This is a genomic window from Spirosoma liriopis (genome assembly GCF_023196085.1).
GTDB lineage: Bacteria > Bacteroidota > Bacteroidia > Cytophagales > Spirosomataceae > Spirosoma > Spirosoma oryzicola.
Map to the genome: position 1 here is coordinate 838,841 of NZ_JALPRF010000002.1, position 24,652 is coordinate 863,492.

General features: G+C 51.0%; 15 protein-coding genes. 11 read left to right on the forward strand and 4 right to left on the reverse strand.

Going from position 1 to position 24,652, the window contains the following annotated elements; genetic code table 11:
• Nucleotides 1-3: 3 nt before the first annotated feature.
• Nucleotides 4-1,386, forward strand: coding sequence for a RagB/SusD family nutrient uptake outer membrane protein (locus M0L20_RS12500; protein WP_232561302.1), 1,383 nt, complete (start codon nucleotides 4-6; stop codon nucleotides 1,384-1,386).
• A gap of 95 nt (nucleotides 1,387-1,481) precedes the next feature.
• Here M0L20_RS12500 and M0L20_RS12505 read toward each other — a convergent pair whose 3' ends face one another.
• A complete protein-coding gene (locus M0L20_RS12505) occupies nucleotides 1,482-2,849 on the reverse strand; it encodes a sensor histidine kinase (RefSeq protein WP_248477274.1) in 1,368 nt (455 codons plus the stop codon).
• A 3-nt stretch (nucleotides 2,850-2,852) separates the two neighbouring features.
• The gene (locus M0L20_RS12510; protein ID WP_232561304.1) at nucleotides 2,853-3,827 is read right to left on the reverse strand and encodes an acyl-ACP desaturase; all 975 of its coding nucleotides are present in this window, start codon (nucleotides 3,825-3,827) and stop codon (nucleotides 2,853-2,855) included.
• Between the two features lie 168 nt (nucleotides 3,828-3,995).
• On the opposite strand from M0L20_RS12510, the gene M0L20_RS12515 reads away from it, so the two are divergent.
• Nucleotides 3,996-4,751: a lysophospholipid acyltransferase family protein gene (locus tag M0L20_RS12515; RefSeq protein ID WP_232561305.1), complete on the forward strand. Its 756-nt coding sequence runs from the start codon at nucleotides 3,996-3,998 to the stop codon at nucleotides 4,749-4,751.
• A gap of 117 nt (nucleotides 4,752-4,868) precedes the next feature.
• On the opposite strand, the gene M0L20_RS12520 is transcribed toward M0L20_RS12515, so the two are convergent.
• Entirely contained in the window at nucleotides 4,869-6,245 is a 1,377-nt protein-coding gene (locus M0L20_RS12520) for a sigma-54-dependent transcriptional regulator (RefSeq protein WP_248477276.1), read from the reverse strand.
• 167 nt (nucleotides 6,246-6,412) lie between these two features.
• On the opposite strand from M0L20_RS12520, the gene M0L20_RS12525 reads away from it, so the two are divergent.
• From M0L20_RS12525 to M0L20_RS12545, 5 genes are all read left to right on the forward strand, one after another.
• Nucleotides 6,413-8,158 carry an ArnT family glycosyltransferase gene (locus tag M0L20_RS12525; protein ID WP_248477279.1) on the forward strand — a complete coding sequence of 582 codons (1,746 nt, stop codon included), beginning with the start codon at nucleotides 6,413-6,415 and terminating at the stop codon, nucleotides 8,156-8,158.
• A 179-nt stretch (nucleotides 8,159-8,337) separates the two neighbouring features.
• Nucleotides 8,338-9,585 (forward strand): efflux RND transporter periplasmic adaptor subunit, encoded by a 1,248-nt coding sequence (locus M0L20_RS12530; RefSeq protein ID WP_232561308.1) that lies wholly within the window; start codon nucleotides 8,338-8,340, stop codon nucleotides 9,583-9,585.
• 117 nt (nucleotides 9,586-9,702) lie between these two features.
• The gene (locus M0L20_RS12535) at nucleotides 9,703-10,380 is read left to right on the forward strand and encodes an ABC transporter ATP-binding protein (RefSeq protein WP_232561309.1); all 678 of its coding nucleotides are present in this window, start codon (nucleotides 9,703-9,705) and stop codon (nucleotides 10,378-10,380) included.
• Nucleotides 10,381-10,502: 122 nt separating this feature from the next.
• Nucleotides 10,503-12,869: an ABC transporter permease gene (locus tag M0L20_RS12540; protein ID WP_248477280.1), complete on the forward strand. Its 2,367-nt coding sequence runs from the start codon at nucleotides 10,503-10,505 to the stop codon at nucleotides 12,867-12,869.
• 47 nt (nucleotides 12,870-12,916) lie between these two features.
• Nucleotides 12,917-15,334 carry an ABC transporter permease gene (locus M0L20_RS12545; protein WP_248477281.1) on the forward strand — a complete coding sequence of 806 codons (2,418 nt, stop codon included), beginning with the start codon at nucleotides 12,917-12,919 and terminating at the stop codon, nucleotides 15,332-15,334.
• Nucleotides 15,335-15,705: 371 nt separating this feature from the next.
• On the opposite strand, the gene M0L20_RS12550 is transcribed toward M0L20_RS12545, so the two are convergent.
• A complete protein-coding gene (locus M0L20_RS12550; protein WP_248477282.1) occupies nucleotides 15,706-16,086 on the reverse strand; it encodes a PH domain-containing protein in 381 nt (126 codons plus the stop codon).
• A gap of 266 nt (nucleotides 16,087-16,352) precedes the next feature.
• Here M0L20_RS12550 and M0L20_RS12555 point away from each other — a divergent pair, with 266 nt between their 5' ends.
• The 4 genes from M0L20_RS12555 to M0L20_RS12570 all read left to right on the forward strand — a co-directional run bounded on the left by M0L20_RS12555 (nucleotide 16,353) and on the right by M0L20_RS12570 (nucleotide 24,600).
• A complete protein-coding gene (locus M0L20_RS12555) occupies nucleotides 16,353-16,943 on the forward strand; it encodes a hypothetical protein (protein WP_248477283.1) in 591 nt (196 codons plus the stop codon).
• A gap of 191 nt (nucleotides 16,944-17,134) precedes the next feature.
• Complete coding sequence (locus M0L20_RS12560) at nucleotides 17,135-19,561, forward strand: ABC transporter permease (protein WP_248477284.1); 2,427 nt, start codon at nucleotides 17,135-17,137, stop codon at nucleotides 19,559-19,561.
• A gap of 160 nt (nucleotides 19,562-19,721) precedes the next feature.
• Nucleotides 19,722-22,124, forward strand: a complete 2,403-nt coding sequence (locus M0L20_RS12565) for an ABC transporter permease (RefSeq protein ID WP_248477285.1) — start codon at nucleotides 19,722-19,724, stop codon at nucleotides 22,122-22,124.
• Between the two features lie 76 nt (nucleotides 22,125-22,200).
• Nucleotides 22,201-24,600: an ABC transporter permease gene (locus tag M0L20_RS12570; RefSeq protein WP_248477286.1), complete on the forward strand. Its 2,400-nt coding sequence runs from the start codon at nucleotides 22,201-22,203 to the stop codon at nucleotides 24,598-24,600.
• The last annotated feature ends 52 nt before the right edge of the window (nucleotides 24,601-24,652 follow it).

Consider the following 24,652-nt stretch of genomic DNA (forward strand, 5'->3'; position numbering starts at 1 on the left):
GCCATGAAAAAGATAACCTTACTTGTTGCCTGTCTGATCGGCTTGTCGGCTTGTCAGAAAGATTTTCTGGATTTAAAGCCCCAGTCGCAACCAAACGTCGATAACTTTTATAAAACCGCCAACGATTTCGGCAATGCGGTAAACGGTGCGTACGACGCGTTGCAAAGTGCCAATCAGTACGGTGGCGATTATAACACCTTGAGCGAAGCGCGGAGCGATAATGTTCTCGATAACGACCCTTCGTCCGGTTCCGGTCTGCGCTACAACATAGACCGGTTTATTGAACCAACAACGAATACGGTGCTGCGGGATACCTGGGGGAGTCTGTACACGGGCATAAACCGGTGTAATCTGATCCTGGACAAGATCGACGCTGTATCGATGGATGCTACGCTGAAAGCCCGTTACAAAGGAGAAGCGCAGTTTATTCGGGCGTTGTCGTATTTCAATCTGGTACGGTTGTGGGGGCGTGTTCCGCTCGTGCTGACCGCCGGAACGACTACCGAAGCTCGTTCGTACAAGCGCAACGAGGTAACCGAAATCTATACCGCGATTGAAAAAGATCTGACTGATGCCGCAGCGGGTTTGCCAGCCAGCTACACGGGTAACGATGTCGGACGGGCTACGTCGGGCGCGGCTAAAGGGCTGTTGGGAAAAGTTTACGTTACCGAGAAAAAATACGATCTGGCTGTACCCGTACTGAGAGATCTGGTAAACGGAACAACGTACCAACTGCTTCCGAATATCGCCGATGTGTTTTCGGTGACGAATAAAAACAACGCTGAATTGCTGTTCGCGGTGAAATTCAAAAAAGGCGGGTTGTTAGGCGAAGGGCACGGCTCCTGGTACGGAACGAGCATCGGCGACAACATCGAATCGTCGCTACGGGCGGCTTACGCGGCAACGGACAAGCGGCTACCCCTGACGGTTCAGGTTCCGGTACCTAGTAGTATCAACGTTGTACCAAGAAAGTTCTACGATGAGCTATCAGCTACCAACGACGTCGGCAACGACTTTCCGGTATTGCGTTTTGCTGATGTGCTGCTGCTGTACGCCGAAGCGTTGAACGAAGTAGGGTATCAGGCCGATGGCGAAGCGTTTAAGGCGCTGAACCGGGTCCGTACGCGGGCGGGCGTTGCTACCTACACCGCTGCTCAACTGGCAACGAAGGAAACATTTCGGACGGCGGTTATCAATGAGCGACGGCTGGAACTGGCTTTGGAAAATGATCGCTGGTTCGACCTGATCCGCACCGGAACCGCCGTTGAGGCTATCAAGGTAACGGGAATCACCATGCCCGCCAATCGGGTTGTATACCCAATTCCGCAGTCGGAAATCGACGTATATAACAACAAAACCACCTTTCCGCAGAACGACGGTTATTAACTGTAACGTGGGCCTCTGGTCCGCAGGGTGAAGATGAGTGTTGTTCGTGACTATAGCAACCGGCTTCTCTCTGCGGACTAGATGTCCGCGTTAGGCTAGAAGACCAGGTTAAAGGTGCTGCCCGTTCCGGGAGTGGACGTAGCGGTTAACTGACCACCGTGAAGCTGCATGATCTGTCTTGACAGGCTCAGGCCAATGCCGGAGCCTGTTTTTTTTGTGGTATAGAAGGGGATAAAAATCTGTTCCAGCGCTTCGGGTTCGATGCCCGGTCCATTGTCCGATACGCTGATGATAACGCGTGGACCATCCGCTACGGCTTCCAGATGAATTGCCGAGTCGGGCGTTTTGTCAAGGCTTTCTACCGCATTCTTCAGTAAGTTGATCAGAACCATTTCGATCTGATCGGCGTCGGCGCGGATAGCCAGATTGGGCAGCGCTGTTGTCGTCGTAATTTTGACCGATTGTTTATGGCTGTTCGCTTCGGTGAGTTGTACGGCGTGTCGCATCAGTTCAGCTACTGAAACGTCGGCAAAGTTGGGTTGCGGAATCGTTGTGAAGTGCCGGTACGCGTCCACAAACCGCATCACACCCGCACCGCGTTGCTCGATGGTGGTCAGGGCATCCCGAAGATCGGTAACCGAAGAAGAAAACAACTGATCCGATGTATCGAGGGATGAGAGTCCGGATTCGGTGATCGGTACCAGATCGGTTTCGACAATATCGCGCATCGTGCCCGCCAGTGATACGATGGGCGTAATCGAATTCATGATCTCGTGTCGGAGAACCTTGGTCAGGTTTTGCCACGCGTCCAGTTCGCGCTGTTGCAGCTCGGTACGGATATTTTGCAGTGACGCTACCGTTACCAACCGACCCCGTAGCCGAACAGCGGTGCATCGAACGGATAATTCGCCATCGGTTCCGGTTTGGTACGAAACGGGTGTAGACGAAGCCGTGGATGACTTAAGCACGTTGACCAGATCGGCATGGGTAGCGTTTAGATCGCCGAGTGTGCGCAGTCGGTACGTGCCTAACAAGCGCAGGGCGGTCTGATTGACTAACTCCACTTGCCCTGCCGAATCAAACGTCAGCAAACCGACGCTGACATGCTGAACAATCGTATTGACATAATGAAGGTTCGCTTCTTTTTCGGCTCGTGCCTGCCGGAACGCATCCAGTACTTCGTTGAACTGGTCGTTGAGTTCGTGAAACGACGGACCAAGGTTGCTGTCGGCCCGGAAAGCAACGGCAAAATCGGAGTAGCGCACTGACTCCAGAAAGCGCGTTAGCTTGCGGTTCAGGCTGGTAACATATCGGTAGAGGTTTACCGATATGACCACCAGCACAATAAACAAGGGCAAGAACACCAGGCCGTTACTGCCTTGCAGGTAAAAGTAGGTTACGGCAATAGTCAGGGCGACCATCACCGCGATACGCCACCCGACCCCCAAGGCAAAACGATTCATGGCTTAGGCGATCCAGGTGAATGGGTATTCAAGAGTGGGTACTTTGGTTCGATCAGCAATCCGACGTAGCCGGTTTGGTAAGGCCATCACATAATCGCGGGCGCGTTGACCGGCATCGTCGAGATCCGTTATTGATGCGATTTTCCAATCCGTCAACAGATCATCCAGAATCTCAATATAGTCGTGCGTTGTGTAGACACCGAGCCGCTGGGCCGCATCGGAGAAGTGGCTAAATGTCTGCCCGATTTTAACGCCGGTTTCGCGCAGGAAGTGAGCGGGCATCACAATCTTTTTGCGCATCATATCCTCAAAAGCCAGCATCATCTCCGTAGGATCAACCTCAAAAATCTGACTCACGAACGCTTTGTACGCTTTGGCATGACGCATCTCGTCGGAGGCAATGACACCACAGATTTTAGATAGTTGGGTACAACCCGCTTTCTTAGCCAGCGTAGCCGTTCGGCGGTGCGACAGGTTGGTGGCTAATTCCTGAAAGGAGGTGTACACAAAATTGCGGTACGGATCGCGGCCCGTTCCAATGTCAAAGCCGTCGGCAATGAGGTACTGGGTTGATACTTCCATCGCCCGCATGTTGACCCGTCCCGACAAGTACAGAAACTTGTTCAGCAAATCACCATGCCGGTTTTCTTCGGCGGTCCAGCCCCGTATCCACTGCGTCCAGTTCTGCGGACCACTCTGATCGACACCTTCCATATCCATCAACCAGGATTCGTAGGTGGGCAGTGCTTCTTCGGTAATTGTATCGCCGACAAGTACGGCTACGTAATCGTAGGATAGTTCACGAACGCTTTCGCGCAGCAACTTAACTTCGTCCAGAAAATTGTCCTGCGTGGTGTCAGGCAGCAGGTCAGCCGGTTGCCAGTTTGTTTCAATTGGTTTAAGAAAATCACCTAGTACGGTATCTATTTTCTCGCCAACGAAACGCATTACGTCCACACGTGAGGCTGATAATATCATAGGAATAATAAAAGAAAATGATCAATCCAATCAATCGTATTGCAAGGTACGCTTAAAACAAACGATAGATTGGGTATGGTTTGCTTTTTATGGCAGACTAAAACGGACGGATTGCTATTTTTGGGGTAAAATGCCGTCACAGGCGCTTGTGCTACCGAAAAAGATTGTATGAAAAAAATTCTGGATTATCTGCTGAGCTGTGTCTACCTGCTTTTCTTTGGATTAACGTTATGTGTATTTCACGTTCTTCAGGTGGTGGCATTTCATGGATTCGGTAAGCCAGCGCACAAGAAAGTAGTTGACTGGATGAATGCCTTTATTTCGTACGGCTGGTACCTGACCGGAAGCAGCATCCGGTTTGAGCAACCGCAAAACCTGCCAACCGACCGCCCGATTATTTTTGTCGCCAACCACCAGAGCATGTTCGATATTTCGCCGATTATCTGGTTCTTGCGTCGGTACACACCCATCTTTGTTTCCAAGATCGAGCTGGCGCGGGGAATTCCGGGGGTATCGTACAACCTGCGAAAAAGCGGAGCCGCCCTGATCGACCGTAAAGATCCGAAGCAGGCGATTGTTGAGATTGCCCGGCTTGGCAAACACATTCAGCAAACCAAGCATTCGGCGGTTATTTTCCCCGAAGGAACGCGGTCATCGTCCGGTCAGATGCGCCCCTTCGTGGCGGGCGGACTGGCTATGCTGCTCAAGCGGGCTCCATCAGCGCTTGTTGTTCCCATTGCGGTTCGGGGAACGGGACATTTCAACCCCAAAGGAATCTTCCCGCTGACCTCGTTTTCAAAAATGTCGTGGTACGTTCTGCCGGGTATCGAACCCGCCGGACTGACGCCAGATGATATTGTTCGGCAGGCACAGGAAGCTATTGCGCAGGAGCTTGGTGTTGCGGGAGGGGTCGTCAGCGAGTAAGCCAGTACCAGCGCAGACAAGGCCGTAGAATCCAAACATTTATTGCCCTAGAACAGCCAAAAGGCGTATTTCTGAGGTAACAGTTGCTCCTGCCTCCATTACCTCAGAAAAGAAGATTTATAAACCGAATTTTTCGAGTCGTCTGTACAGCGCCTGACGCGATACGCCCAGTTCGCGGGCCACGTCGGTAATGCTACCCCGGTGTTTTTGCATGGCCTGCTGGATGAGTTGGCGTTCCATGTCTTCCAGTTGCAGCGTTTCGTTGACCGGCGAGGCTGTTGCCGATGAATCTTTTCTGAATACGAAATTATCGGGCTCCAACAGCGTTCCCTGTGTTAATTCCGGACGGGCCAGAATGACGGCTCGCTCGACGGCATGTTGCAACTCTCGGACGTTTCCCGGCCAGCGGTACTGTTTCATTTCAGCCAGCAAAGCCGGGCTTAATCCCGAAACCGAACGGTTGTACTGCTTGGCGTACTTTTTCAAGAAATAGTCGGCTAGTGTACCAATATCGGACGGACGTTCGCGCAGGGGAGGTAGATGAAGTTCAATGGTGTTGATCCGGTACAGCAAATCCTGTCGGAATTGCCGCTCGGCTACCCGCTGGTTCAGATCCGAGTTAGTCGCACAAACGAGCCGGACATCAATTGCGCGGGCTTTGTTTGAGCCGACACGGGTAACCTGCCGCTGTTGAAGCACCGTTAGCAAGCGGGCTTGCTGGGCTGGTGTAAGGTTGCCAATTTCGTCGAGGAAAATGGTACCGCCGTTGGCTTCCTCGAACCGGCCCGCCCGATCGTCACGGGCGTCGGTAAACGCGCCTTTCACATGGCCGAACAGTTCGCTTTCAAACAAGCTTTCCGTCAATGCGCCCACGTCAACGCTGACAAATGGTTTGTCGCGTCGGTCCGACTGGTCGTGAATGGCGCGTGCTACTAAATCTTTGCCCGTACCATTTTCACCTAAAATTAGCACGTTAGCGTCGGTCGGGGCTACCTGCTCGACGGTTTCCAGAACCGGGCGCATAGCCGAACCGATGATGGTTGCGTGTTTGCCGTTCGTTTTTCCGGCGGGTTTTTCCTTCGATCCTTTCTCGGGTTCTTCTTTATCCGGCTTCCGGCCTTCAACGGCTCCCCGGATCGTATCCAGAAATTTATCGTTCTGCCAAGGTTTCAGCACAAAATCGACGGCTCCTGCTTTGATGGCTCGTACGGCCATTTCGACGTCGCCGTACGCGGTAAACAAGATGACTCTGGCTTTGGGGTCGATGTCCAGAATTCGGTCGAGCCAGGCAAATCCCTCGCGACCACTGCTTACATCGCGCTGAAAATTCATGTCCAGTACAATCGCATCGTACCGGTTGTTATTCAGCAGAAAAGGCAATTTTTCGGGGTTCTTTTCGATGTCTACCGCACTAACATGCCGTTTTAGGAGCAGCCGGGCCGCTAGCAGCACGTCGGGATCATCGTCGACGAGGAGGAGTTTAGCATCTTGCATATACCAAAGATAAAGAGTCAGCCGATTTGTTGCACGCAGGCACCATTTTCCACTAAATTAAGCATTTCTTACGTACTTTCGCCCCTAAAGTCGTTGAGCGGTTATTGGTCGTGATTTATGGTCATTTACTGGCAATTAATCGTCCAACGATTAGTTAATGCCAACTGATGACAGATAATCCTCAACCACTCAATGACCGCTGGTTTTACGCGCTGGTAGCGGCTGGCGTCTTCCTGAACGCAACGGGACTGTTCCCGCCAATCCTCGAACCCGATGGGGCTTTGTACGCCTGCATCGCCAAGACGATGGCCCAGACGGGTGATTTTGTTGATCTATACGCCGTTGGTCACGATTGGCTCGATAAGCCCCACTTTCCGTTCTGGGTGTCGGCGCTGAGTTACCTCGCTTTCGGTATCAATACATTTGCCTATAAATTTCCGGCGCTGCTGTTTTTTCTGGGTAGCGTTTTGTATAGCTACAAATTCGTTCGACTCTCATACGCCAAACTGACCGCTCAGGTTGCCGTTCTAGTGTTGCTGACGGCCTTTCACGGTGTGCTTTCGAACAGCGATGTGCGGGCTGAACCGTACCTGATTCTGCTAATCATTGGCCCAGTTTACCATTTTTACCGCGTATTTCTCGGCACGTCTCGAAGTTGGCTGCACCTGGTCGTCGGCTCGTTCCTGACGGGTTGTGCGCTGATGACAAAAGGACTGTTTGTACTCGTGCCGATAGGTGGGGGATTGGTAATTCACTGGCTGCTGACGGGCAACTGGCGTGAGTTCCTGAAGCCGCGCTGGTATCTGGCCGTGGTCCTGTCGTTTGTGTTTACGCTTCCCGAAATTTACTGTTTGTATCAGCAGTTCGATCTGCACCCGGAGAAAGTGGTATTCGGCAACACCGACGTTTCGGGTATCCGGTTTTTCTTTTGGGACAGTCAGTTTGGCCGTTTCTTCAACACGGGGCCCATCAAAGGGGCAGGTGACAAATTTTTCTTCGTCCACACCCTGCTTTGGGCGTTTTTGCCCTGGTCGTTGCCGCTGTACCTGGGCGTCGGAAAAACAATCACCGCCCTGGTCAAACGACAGAACCCTTGGCCAACTCAGTCCCTCCAGACCGGGTCAATCCAGACCGGGTCAACTGGAACTAGTTCTGAGTATGTCTCGCTGGGGTCAGGACTCGCTACCTTTCTCTTATTTTCGCTATCTGGCTTTCAATTGCCGCACTATTTGAACATCGTTTTTCCGTTTTATGCCATCATAACCGCTCAGTTTCTGGTCGATCTGAGCCCCGTGAATCTCCGTCGCTGGACCAATGCGCAGACGGTTATCGGGGTGCTATTAGCTGTGCTGATCGTTGCGGTATTAGTCGTTGTGCAACCTGCGCATCTGGGTCTGGCCCTGAGCTGGACAATGCTCATTGGTTTTTCGACGTTTGCCTTTTTTCGGAAAAATACGATGCTCTCGTTGATGGGACGCATGGTCGGGGCGATGCTGTTGCTGGCGGGTATCCTAAATCTGTTTCTATACCCGACGTTTATGCAGTATCAGGCGGGGCTGGCCGCAGCCCGTTTTGTGAATGAACAACCGCAGCTTAAGAAGCGGCCAACTGTGCTCTACGGTTCGGAAACGTTTGGCGAAAGCTCATGGTCGTACGAATTCTACGTACAGACTCCAACGCAGTACATTCACGAAAACTCGATTGCCGTACTGGAGCAAATGAGCCGTCGGCAGCCCGTACAGGTTTTTACGACCAACACCTACGCGGATTCGCTCGAAGCGCACGGGTTTCAGGTTCGTCGGGTCGCCATCTTTCCGTACTTTCATATTAGTCAGCTGACGTACGACTTTCTGAATTACAACACGCGGTCAACAACACTAAAGCCCTACGTACTGGCCGATGTCAGGCGGTAGACAGGGCAATTGTGAAACCGGACAGCTATCTGTCCGAAAGCGGACATGATATTTGCTTCACATGTGCGCAATAGTCTGTTAATCAGTGGGTATTGTTAATTGGCATGACTATTGGCGAAGTGAAATAGGCGGACGAGCTTGGGCCACTGCTCTTTTATTCCCTCGTTCGCTTATTAAACATGGATCGCGTCTTACCTAAACGTTTCTGGACAAACCAACGTATCGCCATTTTCGCAGGGGGTACGCTGGTCGTGAGTTTATTAGCATACACATTTTTGTTCGCCGACCGCCGGTCGAAGCTGAACGTCGAAAAAGATAAAATAACCGTATCGAACGTAGCCACCGGACCTTTCGAAGATTTTATTGCCGTTACGGGCGTGGTGCAGCCGCTAAAAACCATTCGGCTGGACGCTATCGAAGGCGGTTATGTAACGCAGAAATTGGTCGAAGGGGGGAACATGGTTAAAAAAGGCGAGGTGCTGCTGAAATTGGAGAACCAGAGCCTAAAGTTAAGTTTCCTGCAATCCGAGACCGAAGCCAACCGACTTGTCAACGACTTACAAACTACACGCCAGCGCTTACAGGTCGAGCGGTTTACACTCCGTAAAACACTGGCTGATCTCGACGCCCAAATTGATCAGTTAAAAGATACCTACGACCGTCAGGCTAAGCTATACAAAGATAAAGTCGTGTCGGAAGAAGACTACCTAAAAGCCAAGCGTGCCTACGAGCGGATGGCGGGCCAACGTACGATTGAAGTCGAAACGCAGAAGTACCAGGAGCAGAATGCCAAAATACAGATCAAACAACTCGAAGAGACATTGCAACGCACGCAGCGCAACGTTGCGCTCTGGCAGCAGACTCTGGACAATCTAGTTGTGAAAGCACCGGTTTCGGGACAGCTGTCGAGCATCGATGTAGAAGTGGGCTCGAACATCAACCGGGGACAGAACATTGGCCAGATCGATGATTTGAACGGGTTTAAAATGCGCGTGGGCGTTGATGAACATTACATTAGCCGCGTATTTTCGGGCTTGAAAGGTTCGTTTGAGTTCAACGGTAAAACGCACGAGCTGGAGATCAGCCGCGTGTATCCTGAAGTGAAAAGCGGCCGGTTTGAAGTCGATATGAATTTTCCAAAAGGTGCGCCCGAAGGCATCAAGCGGGGGCAGTCGTCACCTATTCAATTGGAACTGGGTAAAGCCGCTAAAGCAACGCTGCTGCCGGTTGGTGGCTTCTTCTCCGACACGGGCGGTAACTGGGTGTATGTGCTGGATAAGTCGGGTAAGCGGGCCGTGAAGCGACAAATCACATTAGGTCGCAAGAATCCTGAGTATTACGAAGTGCTGGACGGCCTACAACCCGGCGATCAGGTTATTACGAGTTCCTACGAAAATTTTGGTGATAACGAAGTACTTGAATTTTAATCTTTTTTTGACAGGATTTACAGGATTGACATGATTAAGCAGACAATTGAAAATCATGTTAATTCTGTAAATCCTGTCGAATAAAACATGATCCTGTAAATCCTGCCAATAAAAAATATGATCCAGACAGTCAACCTTCAAAAACTCTTCGCCACCGAAGAAGTAGAAACCACCGCCCTGAACGGCATCAACATGGAAGTGCGCGATGGCGAATTTGTTGCCATCATGGGACCGTCCGGTTGTGGCAAGTCCACCTTGCTGAATATCCTTGGTTTGCTGGACAACCCAAGCGAAGGTGAATACAATTTCTACGGAACACCCGTTGCCCGAATGACGGAGCGCCAGCGGGCACAACTGCGTAAAGGGTCCATCGGGTTTGTGTTTCAAAGCTTCAACCTGATCGACGAGCTGACGGTTTATGAAAACGTTGAACTGCCCCTGTTGTACCTGAAAACGCCCCCCGACGAGCGTAAAGCGCGGGTTGAAGAGGCTCTGGAACGGATGAGTATCATGCACCGGCGGAATCACTTTCCGCAGCAACTCTCGGGTGGTCAGCAGCAACGGACAGCCATTGCGCGGGCGGTTGTCGCCAAACCAAAGCTAATCCTGGCCGATGAGCCGACGGGTAACCTCGACTCGAAAAACGGGGAAGAAGTAATGAAACTGCTGGGCGAACTGAACGACGAAGGAACAACGATCATCATGGTAACGCACTCACCCTACGACGCTGGATTCGCGCACCGGATCGTGAACCTGTTCGATGGTAAAGTGGTGACCGAAAATTTCCACGTATAACCTGAAACGGGGTTTAAACCGATTGCTAGAAATAAATAGGCGGCTGGGAAACGGCCTGTCTAATTCCGCGCATCTTTTTAGTGCTGTTGATGGCTCTGTTTCGACTTTTATCCTGAACCCTTATGCTCCGCAATTACCTCAAAATCGCTGTTCGAAGTCTGCTCAAGCACAAACTTTACTCGGGTATCAATGTGTTTGGGCTGGCGCTTGGCATGGCCTGTAGTCTGTTGATTGGCCTGTGGGTAAAGGACGAGTTGAGCTATGACCTGTTTTTGCCCGACGCGGAGCGTATTTGCTTTGTACGAGTCAACTTCACGAATCCAAATGATCCTGCGGCTGACATTGCCACCAATTTTGTGACGCCCGGCCCGTTGCAGGAAGCCATCGCCAAAGACATTCCCGAAGTAGCGGCCACTGTTAAAACGGATTACGGCCCGGAATACCTGATCAAAGTCGGTGATAAGACAGCCAAAGAACGCGGCCATTTTGCTACCGATGATTTCTTCGGCGTGTTCAATTTGCCCGTCGTTGCCGGTAATCCTAAAGCGGCTCTGAAACAGCCCAACCAAATCATCCTCACCCGAACAATCGCCGAGAAGTTCTTCCCGAATGGGGAGGCTTTAGGGCAAAAACTTCAGCTGAATAACGATAAATACTACGTAGTCGGAGCTGTGATTGAGGATGTTCCGCATAACTCCAATCTGCAATTTGGCTGGCTTGTCAACTGGAACGTTCAGGCGCAGGACTGGATGAAAACCTGGGGGAATAACTCTTTCAGAACGTATGTTCGGCTAAAACCACATACCACTGTGGCGCAGGCCGAAGCCGCCATGAGTACCATTTATCCGCGTCATGCGGGTAAAAATTTCGCGACTGGGCGACCGACGCTTCAGCCGCTTACCGATCTACATCTGTATTCGGATTACAAAAATGGAAAGAGCGTGGGTGGACGTATCGAATACGTTCGCGTTTTTGCGTTGGTGGCTTTGTTTATCCTACTGATTGCCTGCGTTAATTTCATGAATCTGGCGACGGCCCGCTCGGCAACCCGTGCTAAAGAAGTAGGCGTTCGCAAAGTAGTTGGGGCCTTGCGCTCGTCATTGGCGGGGCAGTTTCTAAGCGAATCCGTGCTGACAAGTCTGCTGGCGGCTACGTTGTCGCTGGGCTTTGTATGGCTTGCGTTACCGTCATTTAATACGGTGTCCGGTACTACATTAACCCTCGATCTGACCGATCCAATACTCTGGCTCATTGTGCTGGGATTAACGATCATTACGGGCGTGCTGTCGGGAAGTTATCCGGCGCTGTTTCTGTCCTCGTTACAGCCTATTAAAATTTTGAAAGGCCGCCTTCAGGTAGGCACGGGGCCTGCGCTGTTTCGTCGGGCTCTGGTTGTTTTTCAGTTTTCGCTGTCTGTTTTCCTGATTGTCGGTATGATGGCAGTCAGTAAACAAATGAATTACCTACGTACCAAAAACCTCGGTCTCGACCGTGAAAACGTGTTGTACTGGCCTATCGAGGGCTTTTCTGAAACGAAACAATACGAAGCGTTCCAGCGCGAAGTTGTTCGGTTGCCGTCGATTGCCTCAGCCACTACGGCTGGGTCGTTACCAATCGACATCCAGGGTTCATCGGGCGATTTGCAATGGCCGGGGAAAGATCCGCGTCAGGATAATCAGGTATTCGCCATGTTTGTGGGTAGTGATTTTGCCCGGACGATGAACATCAAACTGGCCGACGGACGTGACTTTCAGGCCAGCAGCCCCGCCGACTCATCGAACTATATCATCAATGAAGCAACGGCCCGGTTGATGCATATGAAAGACCCGGTCGGTAAAGAAGTGCAATTCTGGATGGGAAAAGGTCGGATTGTTGGGGTGCTGAAGGATTTTCACATGCAGTCGCTTCACGAAACCATCAAGCCGATTATACTCTGCTTCAACTACCTGAACACAAGCTATCTGCTGGTAAAGACCCGACCCGGCCAAACCCAGCAGGCAATTGCCGATCTGGAAAAGCTGTCCAAAGGATACAACCCGAACTACCCGTTCAATTTTCATTTCCTGGATGAAGAATACGAAAAGCTGTACCGGGCCGAGCAGCAGGTGCATACGCTAATTAACTATTTCGGAGTACTGGCTATTTTGATTTCGTGCTTGGGCTTATTTGGTCTGGCCGCATTTACGGCTGAGCAGCGCCGGAAAGAAATTGGCGTTCGTAAAGTGTTGGGAGCCAGCGTTACCAACATTGTTGGGTTACTCTCGCAGGATTTCCTCAAACTGGTTCTGATTGCGCTCGTGCTGGCTTCCCCCTTGGCGTGGTGGGCGTTGAGCAAATGGCTCGATACGTTTGCTTACCAGACGGAGCTAACGTGGTGGCTCTTCGGAGTGGCGGGTGCTCTGGCTATTGTTATTGCGTTCCTGACCGTAAGTTATCAAAGTATCAAAGCCGCTCTGGTCAACCCGGTTACTAGTCTGAAAGCCGAATAACATCACAGTGCTATACGAAAACAAGTATGGCCTCTTATCATACATTTATGCTTCGTAACTACCTCAAGGTTGCTTTCCGAACGCTTTGGAAAAACCGAACTCATACCTTTATCAACGTCGTTGGCTTATCGGTGGCGTTTGGCACATGCATACTGTTGTTTCTGACGGCTACTTTCGAACTGTCGTACGACCACTTTCATACCGATTCAAACCGGCTTTTTCGGTTGTACTTCCTGTCGTCTAATCGGGATGGTTCGGTTAACAAAGAGTCGCCTATGCCTTTCCCGATTTCGCCCGCGCTGAAAGCCGAATTCCCCGAACTAGAAGGGGTGACGCGCTGGTTTGATCGGAGCGCGAGCGTTCGACGGAATGACCAGACGTACACCAAAGATGTTCGGATGGTAGACGCCGATTTCCTGCACATGTTTACGTTTCCGCTCCAGAAGGGAAATACCCGGACGGCTATGAACAGCCTAAGTGATATCGTCATCAGCGGAAACATGGCCAAAGATATTTTTGGTAGCGAAGACCCTGTCGGTAAACCACTTCAACTACGGCTAAACAATGAATGGAAGGCATTTACCGTAACCGGTGTTATCAACAATGCCCCAAAAAACTCGTCGTTCGAATATGATGCGTTTATTCGGAGTGAGAACGCGGGTGATTATGCCGATAATAAAGGCCGCTGGGATCACGGTAGCCATGATGTTTACGTCAAGTTAAAGCCCGGCACGGACCCGCAAACGCTGCAACGACGTACGCAGGCGCTGATGAACAAGTATTTTGCTTCGGATATGAAGGAACGGCAGGAGCAGGGGTACCCGAAAAATGAACTGGGTTTTCAGCGAAGCCTGATACTTCAACCGCTGCTGGACGTTCACTTCGACACCGAAACGACGCATGGTGCCGGTATCAGCCGCACCTACGTATTCACGCTGATGCTCGTTGGCCTGTTCATTCTGGCGATTGCCTGCATCAACTTCATCAACCTGACCATTGCGCAGTCGCTTTCTCGGGCGCGGGAAGTCGGGGTACGGAAGTCGCTGGGGGCGCAGCGGGGGCAACTGTTCGGCCAGATCTGGGGCGAAACCGTGCTGCTGTGTTTCGGTGCGTTGCTCATTGGGTTAGGTCTGGCGTATGGTCTGCTACCGGTATTCAATCGGCTGTTCAGAAGCCAGCTGACGCTGTCCGACTTTCTCCAGCCAACCGTTTTGTTGACAACGATCCTGGGCTTTTTGCTGATCACCTTGGTCGCGGGCGGTTATCCATCCTGGTTTGTAACCCGCTTCAACGCGGTAGAAGTGCTTAAAGGAAAAGTGAAAGTGAGCCGTCCCGGATTACTGCGTAATTCACTGATCGTAACGCAGTTCACAATAGCCTGTCTGCTGATTGTCTGTACCGTTATTGTCCGCCAGCAGATTACGTACCTTCAGCAGAAACCGGTGGGGCTGGATAAAGAGCAGGTCGTTAGCATACCGGTCGGCAACGGACTAAACGGCAACGACGTACTGAAAACCATGCGCGACCGGCTGTCCAATCAACCCAACATCGTGGCTGTGTCGGGTTCCGGCGTCAACATTGGCGCGGGGCTCGACGGGAGTTCGTCGCGGTCCATATACGGATTTATGTACGGTAAACGCGACGTCAGTTGTGACTGGCTACGCGTCGATACGGATTATTTGAAAACAATGGGTATCAAGCTGCTGCAAGGACGCGACTTTAGCCCTAGTTTCAGCACCGACTCCAGCTCGAGCGTGCTGATTACGCAAAGCATGGCCAAGGCGTTAGGCGAAACGAATCCGGTGGGCAAGTTTATCAAGCCTGACAATAAGACGTTCCAGATCGTTGGTGTCGTTGCGGACTTCAATCTATACTCGCTGCACCAGGAAGCAAAACCCATTGCTTTACAAATGCAGTCGAGCTTGCCCATTCAGTACATTCTCGTGCGGGTGAACCCCCAGAATCTAACGGGCGCGATGGAAACCATCAAGGCATCCTGGAAATTGATAGCGCCCAAACAAGAATTTATCGGCTCGTTTCTGGACGAAAACACCGAACGCTGGTACAAACGAGAACGACGACTGGCAAATATCTTCTCATCGGCCGCCGGTATTGCTATCGTGCTGTCGTGCATGGGTCTGTTCGCGATTGCTTTGCTTACCATTCGGCAGCGGACCAAAGAGATCGGCGTTCGGAAAGTACTCGGTGCATCGGTGTTTAGCATTGTCGGACTGCTCTCCCGCGATTTTCTCAAACTGGTTATTGCGGCTATTATTATTGCATCGCCGATTGCCTGGTACGCGATGGATCAATGGCTGGCCGATTTCGCTTACAAAATTGACATCGAGTGGTGGGTGTTTGCGCTGTCGGGAATTCTCGCTATCGTGATTGCGCTGCTGACGGTGAGTTTCCAGAGTATCAAAGCCGCCCTGATGAATCCAGTTAAATCGCTCCGCAGCGAGTAAATAACCACTGGTCTACGCCTTCGGAAAGAAATACTGTTTATTGTTCTTAAAAAAAGCCTGGACACAATTGTATCCAGGCTTTCTGTTTAACGAAAAATCAGTGCGTAAAAGTAACAGGTAGTTTTCTGTGAGGGGATTACATTTGTGTCAAAAAATATAAAATTCAGGTAGGATTGATTGCCGTGAACGGTGGTGTCGGTTTTGAGAAACCGACACCACCGTTCACGGCATCACATCACGTATTTTACGGATTCCGGACAATACGTGATGTTTTAAGAACCGCGCGGGCGGCCCCGCCGACACCACCGTTCACCGCAAATCTGACAGGCGTGTGGGATACGCGGTCGATCATATTCGACCACGAACAGGCTTTACCCCAGGACGTGGTTAGCCAGAACTTTTTGCAGATCGTAGATATTTACGCTCTTGTTGAACTTCTTGGTGATGCTGGGCGTCTGTTCACTCGAGATCCATATTTTCAACTCCGCATCCAGATCTAAGTGTCCGGCTGTTTCGATGCTGAAGCGCGTGATGGCCCTATACGGAATAGACAGGTAATCGATTTTACGGCCCGTAACACCTTGCTTATCGACCAGGATTAACCGTTTGTTGGTGAACATAAACATGTCTCGGATAAGCGTAAAGCCAATTTCAATGACTTCGCTGTCCGACAGTAAATGTCCGTATTCTTTACTGAGTGATTCAGGTGTTACGGTACCTGCGTTGCCTACTAGTGCGGAAAATAAACCCATGCCACGAACTGTAATTGGTTGAACAGGTAAAGTACAGTATTCGCACTTTTTACCTTTAAAATTATTTCTATAGTTGCCGCTACGTATTCTTGATTGCTGGAGTCTGGGCTAGTGTCCACAGCCGTACGAAAATGTCCGGTATCGGACATTTTTTATGTCGTTTTCTGGTTAATGGTCTGATTAGTAGTAAGTTGTTGGTCTGGCATGATCCTGGCTATGAATAGCTACGCATAAGCCTTCTAATTAAGACCTACCCATTGCCGATTATGAAAACGCTACTTACATTATCCCTTCTTGTAATCGGCTTTAGCGCAATGGCGCAATGGTCGTCGTTTAGTAAAGAAGTGACGACCAACGGTCAGCAACTTCGTATTCGTGTTGATGCGCAACAGGGGGAGCATTCGGTTCATTACAACCGTTCCTTCGACGTGTCAGAAATGGACGCCAGAGCCGTCAAAGCACTAGAAAATCACATCCTCGATTCACTAGATCAGGCCTTTGAGGGACGGTATGCCGGAATGTTCAACGAACGCAGACACGACGCGAAGCCCAGAAAAAAACAGGAGGAATCGAGTTATACCGTCAGCGTTACGACCAGCACTACCGAGAGTCGCGATGAAACGGCGGTGGCCAAAGCGACGGGTGAGCTTTCAGCGAGCGATACTACACCTTCGTCGGTTATTCACCGGGAAGACAAAGAGAACGGGCGGCTGTGGATGCAGTATACGTTTCAACGGGATGGCGACGAACTCGTGTTTGAGCGCACGGCCAATGTACTCGGCAAAAGCGACCGTGAAAAGAAAGCGATCATCCGGGAAACGGAGCGTAGCCTGGGCCTTAAATCCGTGAATCAATAAAAAATACGACCTTCGGAAGGGCCACCGGGAGCAAGCGTAATCTTTCTCCCTGATTCTTCATGGACAATCAATTCGTTTGCCGAGACTATACAAGCGAAACTGCAACCACATCATGCGGGTAATTTCTTCGGGACGATGTTGGCTGTTGGCGACAGTCGGTGGAGGAGACGGGCCTATAAATTTGCAACCTCATGTTGACAAGCTACCTCAAAATTGCCTGGCGAACGCTTCAGAAACAGCGCGGTCTCACCTTTATCAACATCGCTGGCTTGGCGGTCGGCCTGGCATGCTGTCTGCTCATTACGCTGTATGTGCTCGATGAGCTAAGCTATGATCGGTACAATACGAAAGCGGATCGAATCTACCGGGTGCAGGCCGATATCAAGTTCGGCGGTAACGATGTTCACCTTGCCGTAACGCCCGATCCAATGGGGCCAACGCTCAAGAAAGATTACCCGCAGGTCGAGCAATTTGTCCGCCTGCACCAACGGGGTACATGGTTGGTCAAGCGGGCTGGTAGCCCAACGAATTTGCGGGAAGATAACATCACGTTTGCCGATTCTACTCTGTTTGCCGTATTCACGCTACCCCTGCTGACGGGTGATCCTAAACGAGCACTGGCTGAACCCAATACCGTCGTCATCAGTGAGTCGGCTGCCAAGCGACACTTCGGGAAGCAAAACCCGGTCGGACAGATTCTGGTGTTTGATAATAACGAATCGTATCGCGTATCGGGAGTAATGCAGGATATGCCGAAGAACGCGCATTTCCACAGCGACTTTTTCCTGGCCATGCTCAGCGACAAGTACCCGTGGGGGCAATGGCTGAGCAATAATTACCATACGTATATTGTGCTGAAACCCGGTACGGACCCTGCCGTTTTTGCTCAAAATTTCGAGACCGTCATTCAGAAATACGCCGGACCACAGGCCCAGCAGATGGTTGGTGTTACCATCGATCAATTTCGAAAATCAGGGAACCGGCTGAACTACTGGATGACACCGCTCACCGACATTCATCTTCGCTCAAAACAACAGATCGAACTAGCCCCCAACGGCGATATTCAGTACGTCTACATTTTCTCGGCGGTGGCGCTTTTCATTCTGCTGATCGCCTGCATTAATTTCATGAATCTGGCTACGGCCCGTTCGGCCAACCGGGCGCGGGAAGTGGGTGTTCGGAAGGTTCTCGGATCGGAGCGTAATCAATTGGCTGGTCAGTTTATGACCGAGTCGGTCTTAACAACCGTACTGGCGATGCTGGTAGCGTTGGTAATCGTCGGTATCGCCTTGCCCGGCTTTAACGCACTGGCCGCCAAAGAGATGCGTATTGAGCAACTGATGTCGCCGGTTATGCTGTCTATCCTGGTCGTTTTACCGATAAGCGTTGGCTTACTGGCGGGTATTTATCCGGCTTTGTTTCTGTCGTCGTTTCGTCCGATTACCGTTTTAAAAGGTAAACTGAACGTGAGTTTCCGAAGCGCCGGATTACGAAGCGGCCTGGTCGTGTTTCAATTTATGATGTCGATTATCCTGATTGTCGGCACCATCATCGTCTATCGTCAGCTAACGTACATTCGGACCAAAAATCTGGGCTTCAACCGGGAGCGGGTGCTGAAGATCAACGATGCCTACGCGCTCAACAAACAAGCCGAAACGTTCAGGCAGGAAGTGTTGCGGTTGCCAGGCGTCGTTAGCGGCAGCATGTCGGGCTATTTACCAACACCATCCGATCGAAGCGACCAGTCGTTTTTTCCGGAAGGGCAGGTCGATCAGAAGAAAGCGGTTAGTATGCAAAAATGGCTTGTCGATTACGATTATGTGCAAACGCTTGGTATGCAGCTAACCAACGGACGAAATTTCTCGCGGGGGTTTGGCTCCGATTCGTCGGGCATCATCCTGAATGAGACAGCGGCTAAACTGTTTGGCGGAAAAAATATCATTGGTAAACGTATCGCAACCTTCGATAATCCGCAAAACACGGTATTGAAGACGTACACGGTCTTGGGTATCGTCAAAAACTTTCACTTCGAGTCGCTTCGCCGTAACATTGGTGCCTTGTCGTTAGTCCTTGAGCCTAGTACGGGTGCGGTCTCGTTCCGGCTTAGCAGTACCGATCTACCCGCATTGCTGCAACAGATCGAAGCCAAATGGAAAGGGCTTGCCCCCGGTCAGCCGTTTAGCTATCAGTTCATGGACGACAGTTTCGACGAGATGTACCGGACTGAACAGCGGGTTGGAAGCATTGCGCTGACGTTTGCCTTGCTGGCTGTACTGATCGCCTGCCTGGGACTGTTCGGACTGGCGGCCTTTATGGCTGAACAGCGGACGAAAGAAATCGGGGTTCGGAAGGTATTAGGAGCCACAACCTTCAGCATTGTTGGGCTTCTGTCCAAAGACTTTCTTAAACTGGTATTGATCGCCATCGTACTGGCTTCACCCATTGCGTGGTGGGCTATGACCCAATGGCTCGCTGATTTCGCCTATAAAGTTAATCTGGAGTGGTGGGTGTTTGCGCTGGCAGGAACGGTAGCCGTCAGTATTGCCCTGCTGACGGTGAGTTTCCAAAGCATCAAAGCCGCCCTGATGAATCCCGTGAAGAGTCTGCGGGCAGAATAAACGGGTACTATTAATTTTAGTCAATCTCTTTTTTTTGTCATTCCGAGGAACGAGGACTCTTCGCGCTCGCCTATTTTTTGTGCCGTGCGGAGGTTCCTCGTTCCTCGGAATGACAAAAACAATCTGAAAATGACATTCTAAAGTACTTTACGTGTAGCTTATGCTTAGAAACTATCTCAAAATTGCCGTTCGGAACCTGGTGACAAACAGGGTTTTCGCGGGTATCAATATCATTGGTCTGGCGGTCGGACTGGCGTCGTGCCTGTTACTGTTCGTATACATTGCGCATGAACTGAGCTACGATGACTTTCAGCAGAAAGCAGATCGAATCGTCCGGGTGACGATGGAATACAGCATGGAAGGCAAAGTCGGTAAAGTACCAGAGACCGGCACGAAAGTAGCCCCCGAATTTGGTCGTCAATTCCCTGAGGTTGAATCGGGCGTTCGGATGATCAACCGGGATGCGGTGGTGATCAAAGGGGACCAGCAGTTCAGCGAAAAACGCGTTGTGTTTGCGGATTCTGCTTTCTTCACGATGTTTTCCTTTCCCCTGCTCAAAGGAAATCCGCAAACTGCACTGGCCGGGCCGAACCTCGTTGTACTGTCTGAAACAAAAGCCCGTACTTATTTTGGCACGGAAAACCCAATCGGAAAGTCCCTTCGCATCAATACCGGCGGCTCTTTTCGTGATTATTCCGTAACGGGCGTGGTGGCCGATTGTCCGGCTAATTCTCAGATTAAATATGATCTGCTGACCTCATTTGCTACGCTACCTGCTGCCAAAACCGAAGAGTGGTACTCCGCTAACTACGCCACATATTTACTGCTTCGTAAGCCCGATGATATAGCCGCTTTACAGGCGAAGATACCGGCCTTTATGAAGACCCAGTTTCCTGATGAAACACCGTCAGCCAGTGATTACCTCACGTACAATCTTGAACCAATTCGGCGGGTACACCTGCATTCTGACGTGGAAGGGAATTTTGAACCCAACGGTGATTTAACCTACATCTACATCTTTGGGGCCATTGCGGTGTTGATTCTGCTCATCGCCTGCGTTAATTACATCAACCTGGCTACATCGCGGGCCGTCGAACGGGCGCAGGAAGTGGGCGTTCGGAAAGTGATGGGTGCAATGCGCGGGCAACTGTTCGGACAGTTCATTGGCGAGTCGGTTATCGTTACCGCAGTAGCCACACTACTCGCGGTGCTATTCGCTTGTTTGACCTTACCGCTTTTCAACAGCGTGTCAGATCGCCAGTTCGCCATCGATGTTTTCTTTAAGCCGGAAAACGGGCTGGTGTTGTTGGGTGCTAGTGTGCTGGTCAGCTTACTAGCCGGCAGTTATCCGGCGTTGGTGTTGTCTGGCTTTCAGCCAATTCGTGTGTTGAAAGGTCATTTGAAAACAACGGGTGCGGGGCAGTTTCGGCGGGCGTTGATCGTGTTTCAGTTTGCCATCACAGCCATCCTGATTGTCTGTACGTTACTCGTTCGGAACCAATTGCAATTCGTTCAGCAAAAAAAGTTAGGCTACAATAAAGACCATGTCCTCTTATTACCCGTCGACAGGGAGGTCAACGAAAAAATAAGTGCCATCAAAAGTGAGTTTAGGCAAAACGCGGATGTACAGCATGTTTCCTTGGCGTCCAATTCGCCGGTGTTCGTAGGCGGTGGCTATGCGATGCGCCAGCCGGGTATGCCGGAAGGCCAGCGTAAGATGGTGACCGGGCTGACCATTGACGAGGATTTTGTGAAAACAACGGGCTTGCATCTCATTGCGGGTAGCGATTTAAATGCGGTGGATATGGACCGCATTGCGCGTTCGGATAATGATAGCCTGACGCGCAGCCGGTTTATCCTGAACGAATCGGCGGTGAAAGAGCTAGGGTGGACCCCGCAGCAAGCCATCAATCAGCGGCTCGATGTAAGCGGGCGACTCGGTCTGGTCAAGGGTGTTGTGTCCGACTTTCACTTTGCGTCCATGAAACAAAAAATTGGCCCAATGGCACTTTTCCCGCAGAACGGTGGTGAAATTCTGCTCGTCAAGCTCTCGGGTAATCAGTTGAGCAATACGCTCCAATTTCTGGAAAGCAAATGGCGGACGCTCATCCCGAACCGGCCATTCACGTATGCGTTTATGGATGAAGAATTTGATAAAATGTATGCCGCCGAAACGCGTACCGGACGTATTTTTAGTGTTTTTGCTTTTTTATCGATCTTCTTGGCGTGCCTGGGTCTGTTTGGCTTGTCGGCTTACACAACTGTTCAGCGCACCAAAGAAATTGGCGTTCGCAAGGTGCTGGGCGCATCCGTATTCAGCATTGTCGGATTGCTGTCTAAAGATTTCTTAAAGCTCGTGCTGGTGGCTATTGTCGTAGCCGTTCCTATTGCGTGGTACGCTATGAATCAGTGGTTACAGGGATTTGCTTATCGAGTCGCTATCGAGTGGTGGGTGTTTGCGCTGGCGGGCATACTGGCTATCGGCATTGCACTCATTACGGTCAGTTTTCAAAGCATAAAGGCGGCTCTACTGAATCCGGTGAAGTCGTTGCGTTCTGACTAATAAGCTTAACGTTTTTTAACACGCTGATAAACAGGTTTGCACGTACCTTGCTAGTACTTGGTAATGCCCGTGCACGATGATTCAGAACTACGCTAAAATTGCCCTGCGCACGTTGCGTTCGCAACGGTCTTACACGCTACTCAATGTAGTTGGCCTTACGGTCGGTATGGCGGGTGGTCTGCTTATTTTTCTGTTTATTCATTATCATCTGAGTACAGATCGGCACCATGCTAAGTTCGACCGTATCTTTCGGGTAGTCACCGATTTGCATCTCGACGACGGATCGGTCGAGTACTATCCCGAAGCGCCCCTGCCGATGGCACAAAAGCTGCGCACCGCCTACGCGCCGGTGGAACAGGCGGCTTACCTGAAAATGATTCGTGAGTTGACGGTCAGTATACAACGGTCCGATCAAACGACGCCAGTCCGTTTTCTGGAACATAAAAGCACGGCATTTGTCGAGCCCGAATTGTTTGGTATTCTGGATTATCAGTGGGTACGGGGCAACCCGAAAACGGCGCTTCGCGAACCCAATAGCGTTGTCCTGACCGAGTCGTGGGCCAGACGGTATTTTGGCAACGCCGATCCGATGGGCCAAACGCTGAATCTGAACCACCGGGCCGATGCTACCGTAACCGGTATTCTCGCTGATCCGCCTAAAACGACCGATACCGACATCAATCTGTTTATTTCGTTGCCGACGATTGGACAACTCGATCCCGGTTATGACCGACAGGATTGGGGAAATATCAACAGCACAGACCGCATTTTCGTTGCGCTCAAAAGTCCGGAATCGGGTGCAGAAATGGAGGCTGCCATGCCCGCCCTGCTAAAGACACAGTTCGGTAAAATGGCCCGGTTTTACCGGTTTCATTTCCAACCCCTTGCTGCTGTCCATTTCGATGTCAAACGAATTGTAGGCGGGGCAGTTCGTTCCTCGCTGCTGTGGTCGCTGGGTCTAGTCGGCTTGTTTCTGGTGCTGACGGCCTGCATCAATTTCGTCAATCTGGCGACGGCTCAGGCAATCCGGCGAAGTAAGGAGGTTGGGATTCGTAAAACGCTCGGCAGTACGCGCGGGCAATTGGTGCGACAGTTTTTATTCGAAACCGTCCTTATTGTGGTGGCGGCTGCGATTCTTGCGCTCCTGTTGGTTCTGGTGACACTACCGTTATTCAACCAATGGCTATCCAGTCAATTAGCGCTTCAACTGGACTGGCCAACGATCGGATTTGTGGTGTTGCTGTTCGGTAGTATTGTTGGGCTGGCGGGCGGCTATCCGGCTGCGGTGTTGTCAGGGTTCAGTCCCTGGGCGGCTTTGAAAGGAAGTTTACCTGCTCGGGCTGGGGGCAATTATTCGCTGCGCCAGGGGTTGATCGTCGTTCAGTTCGTTGTTTGCCAGGCGTTGATTGTCGGGGCTATGGTCGTCGCTACGCAAGTGCGGTACATGCGCGAGGCCGATCTGGGGTTCAACAAAGATAACGTCGTTATGGTGGCGCTTCCCGATAATCAGAAAAATCGACTAGAAGCACTCCGCAATAAACTGCTACAGTATCCAGAAATCAAATCGGTTAGCGTTAGTCGTGATCCACCTTCGGGTCGGTTGCTGTACGGCGGTTCATTCAAGCTAGATAACAAAGCGGATTGGGAGGCTTACCCCATCCGCGAACGAATTGCAGATGCCAATTATCTGAACACATATGGCTTACGGCTGGTTGCCGGACGTAACATTATCCAGAGTGATACCATTCAGGAGTATCTGGTCAACGAAGCGTTTCTACAGAAAATTGGTGTGCGCAACCCGCAGCAGATTCTGGGCCGTAAACTGCACTATCATCTGTCGAAAGTGCCCTTGCCCATTGTCGGTGTTGTTAAGGACTTTCACCAGCGTTCACTCCACGAACAAATAGGCCCTTGCTTGATCGCCAGTTACGCGCCTTTCTTTAAGCAGGCGGGCATTCGCGTGTCTGGACAAAATCCGGAACAGACACTTGATCAGATCAGAAGAACCTGGGAGCAATTATTCCCGAACGAAGTTTTCGAATACAGCTATCTGGACGAACAACTGGCTAAATTCTACGAAATGGAAAGCCTGGTCTTTCGATTAGTAAACATTTTTGCGGGCATTGCCATTCTGATTTGTTGTCTGGGCTTATACGGGTTGGTTTCTTACGCGGTAGTACAGCGACGAAAAGAGATTGGCGTTCGGAGAGTATTGGGGGCATCGGTAGCGAGTATCGTTTCGCTGCTTTCGGGTGATTTTCTGAAACTGGTCCTCCTGGCTATTGTCGTTGCTTCGCCCGTTGCGTGGTGGGCCATGAACCAGTGGCTACAGGATTTTGCCTACCGGATTGATTTGTCGTGGTGGATGTTCGCGCTGGCGGGTGTACTGGCAACGGGCATTGCCTTTCTGACTGTTAGTTTACAGAGTGTGAAAGCCGCTCGGGTAAACCCAGTCAAAAGTTTGCGAAGCGAATAATCGACGTTGAAATCGAGTGTTCTAGCCGGTTGTAAGCTCGTCCGGTTCAGGA

Bases quoted from the DNA above. Each gene is read 5' to 3' on its own strand.
- M0L20_RS12500 (WP_232561302.1), top strand. From the start codon at position 4: ATGAAAAAGATAACCTTACTTGTTGCCTGTCTGATCGGCTTGTCGGCT.
- M0L20_RS12505 (WP_248477274.1), bottom strand. From the start codon at position 2,849: ATGAATCGTTTTGCCTTGGGGGTCGGGTGGCGTATCGCGGTGATGGTC.
- M0L20_RS12510 (WP_232561304.1), bottom strand. From the start codon at position 3,827: ATGATATTATCAGCCTCACGTGTGGACGTAATGCGTTTCGTTGGCGAG.
- M0L20_RS12515 (WP_232561305.1), top strand. From the start codon at position 3,996: ATGAAAAAAATTCTGGATTATCTGCTGAGCTGTGTCTACCTGCTTTTC.
- M0L20_RS12520 (WP_248477276.1), bottom strand. From the start codon at position 6,245: ATGCAAGATGCTAAACTCCTCCTCGTCGACGATGATCCCGACGTGCTG.
- M0L20_RS12525 (WP_248477279.1), top strand. From the start codon at position 6,413: ATGACAGATAATCCTCAACCACTCAATGACCGCTGGTTTTACGCGCTG.
- M0L20_RS12530 (WP_232561308.1), top strand. From the start codon at position 8,338: ATGGATCGCGTCTTACCTAAACGTTTCTGGACAAACCAACGTATCGCC.
- M0L20_RS12535 (WP_232561309.1), top strand. From the start codon at position 9,703: ATGATCCAGACAGTCAACCTTCAAAAACTCTTCGCCACCGAAGAAGTA.
- M0L20_RS12540 (WP_248477280.1), top strand. From the start codon at position 10,503: ATGCTCCGCAATTACCTCAAAATCGCTGTTCGAAGTCTGCTCAAGCAC.
- M0L20_RS12545 (WP_248477281.1), top strand. From the start codon at position 12,917: ATGCTTCGTAACTACCTCAAGGTTGCTTTCCGAACGCTTTGGAAAAAC.
- M0L20_RS12550 (WP_248477282.1), bottom strand. From the start codon at position 16,086: ATGGGTTTATTTTCCGCACTAGTAGGCAACGCAGGTACCGTAACACCT.
- M0L20_RS12555 (WP_248477283.1), top strand. From the start codon at position 16,353: ATGAAAACGCTACTTACATTATCCCTTCTTGTAATCGGCTTTAGCGCA.
- M0L20_RS12560 (WP_248477284.1), top strand. From the start codon at position 17,135: ATGTTGACAAGCTACCTCAAAATTGCCTGGCGAACGCTTCAGAAACAG.
- M0L20_RS12565 (WP_248477285.1), top strand. From the start codon at position 19,722: ATGCTTAGAAACTATCTCAAAATTGCCGTTCGGAACCTGGTGACAAAC.
- M0L20_RS12570 (WP_248477286.1), top strand. From the start codon at position 22,201: ATGATTCAGAACTACGCTAAAATTGCCCTGCGCACGTTGCGTTCGCAA.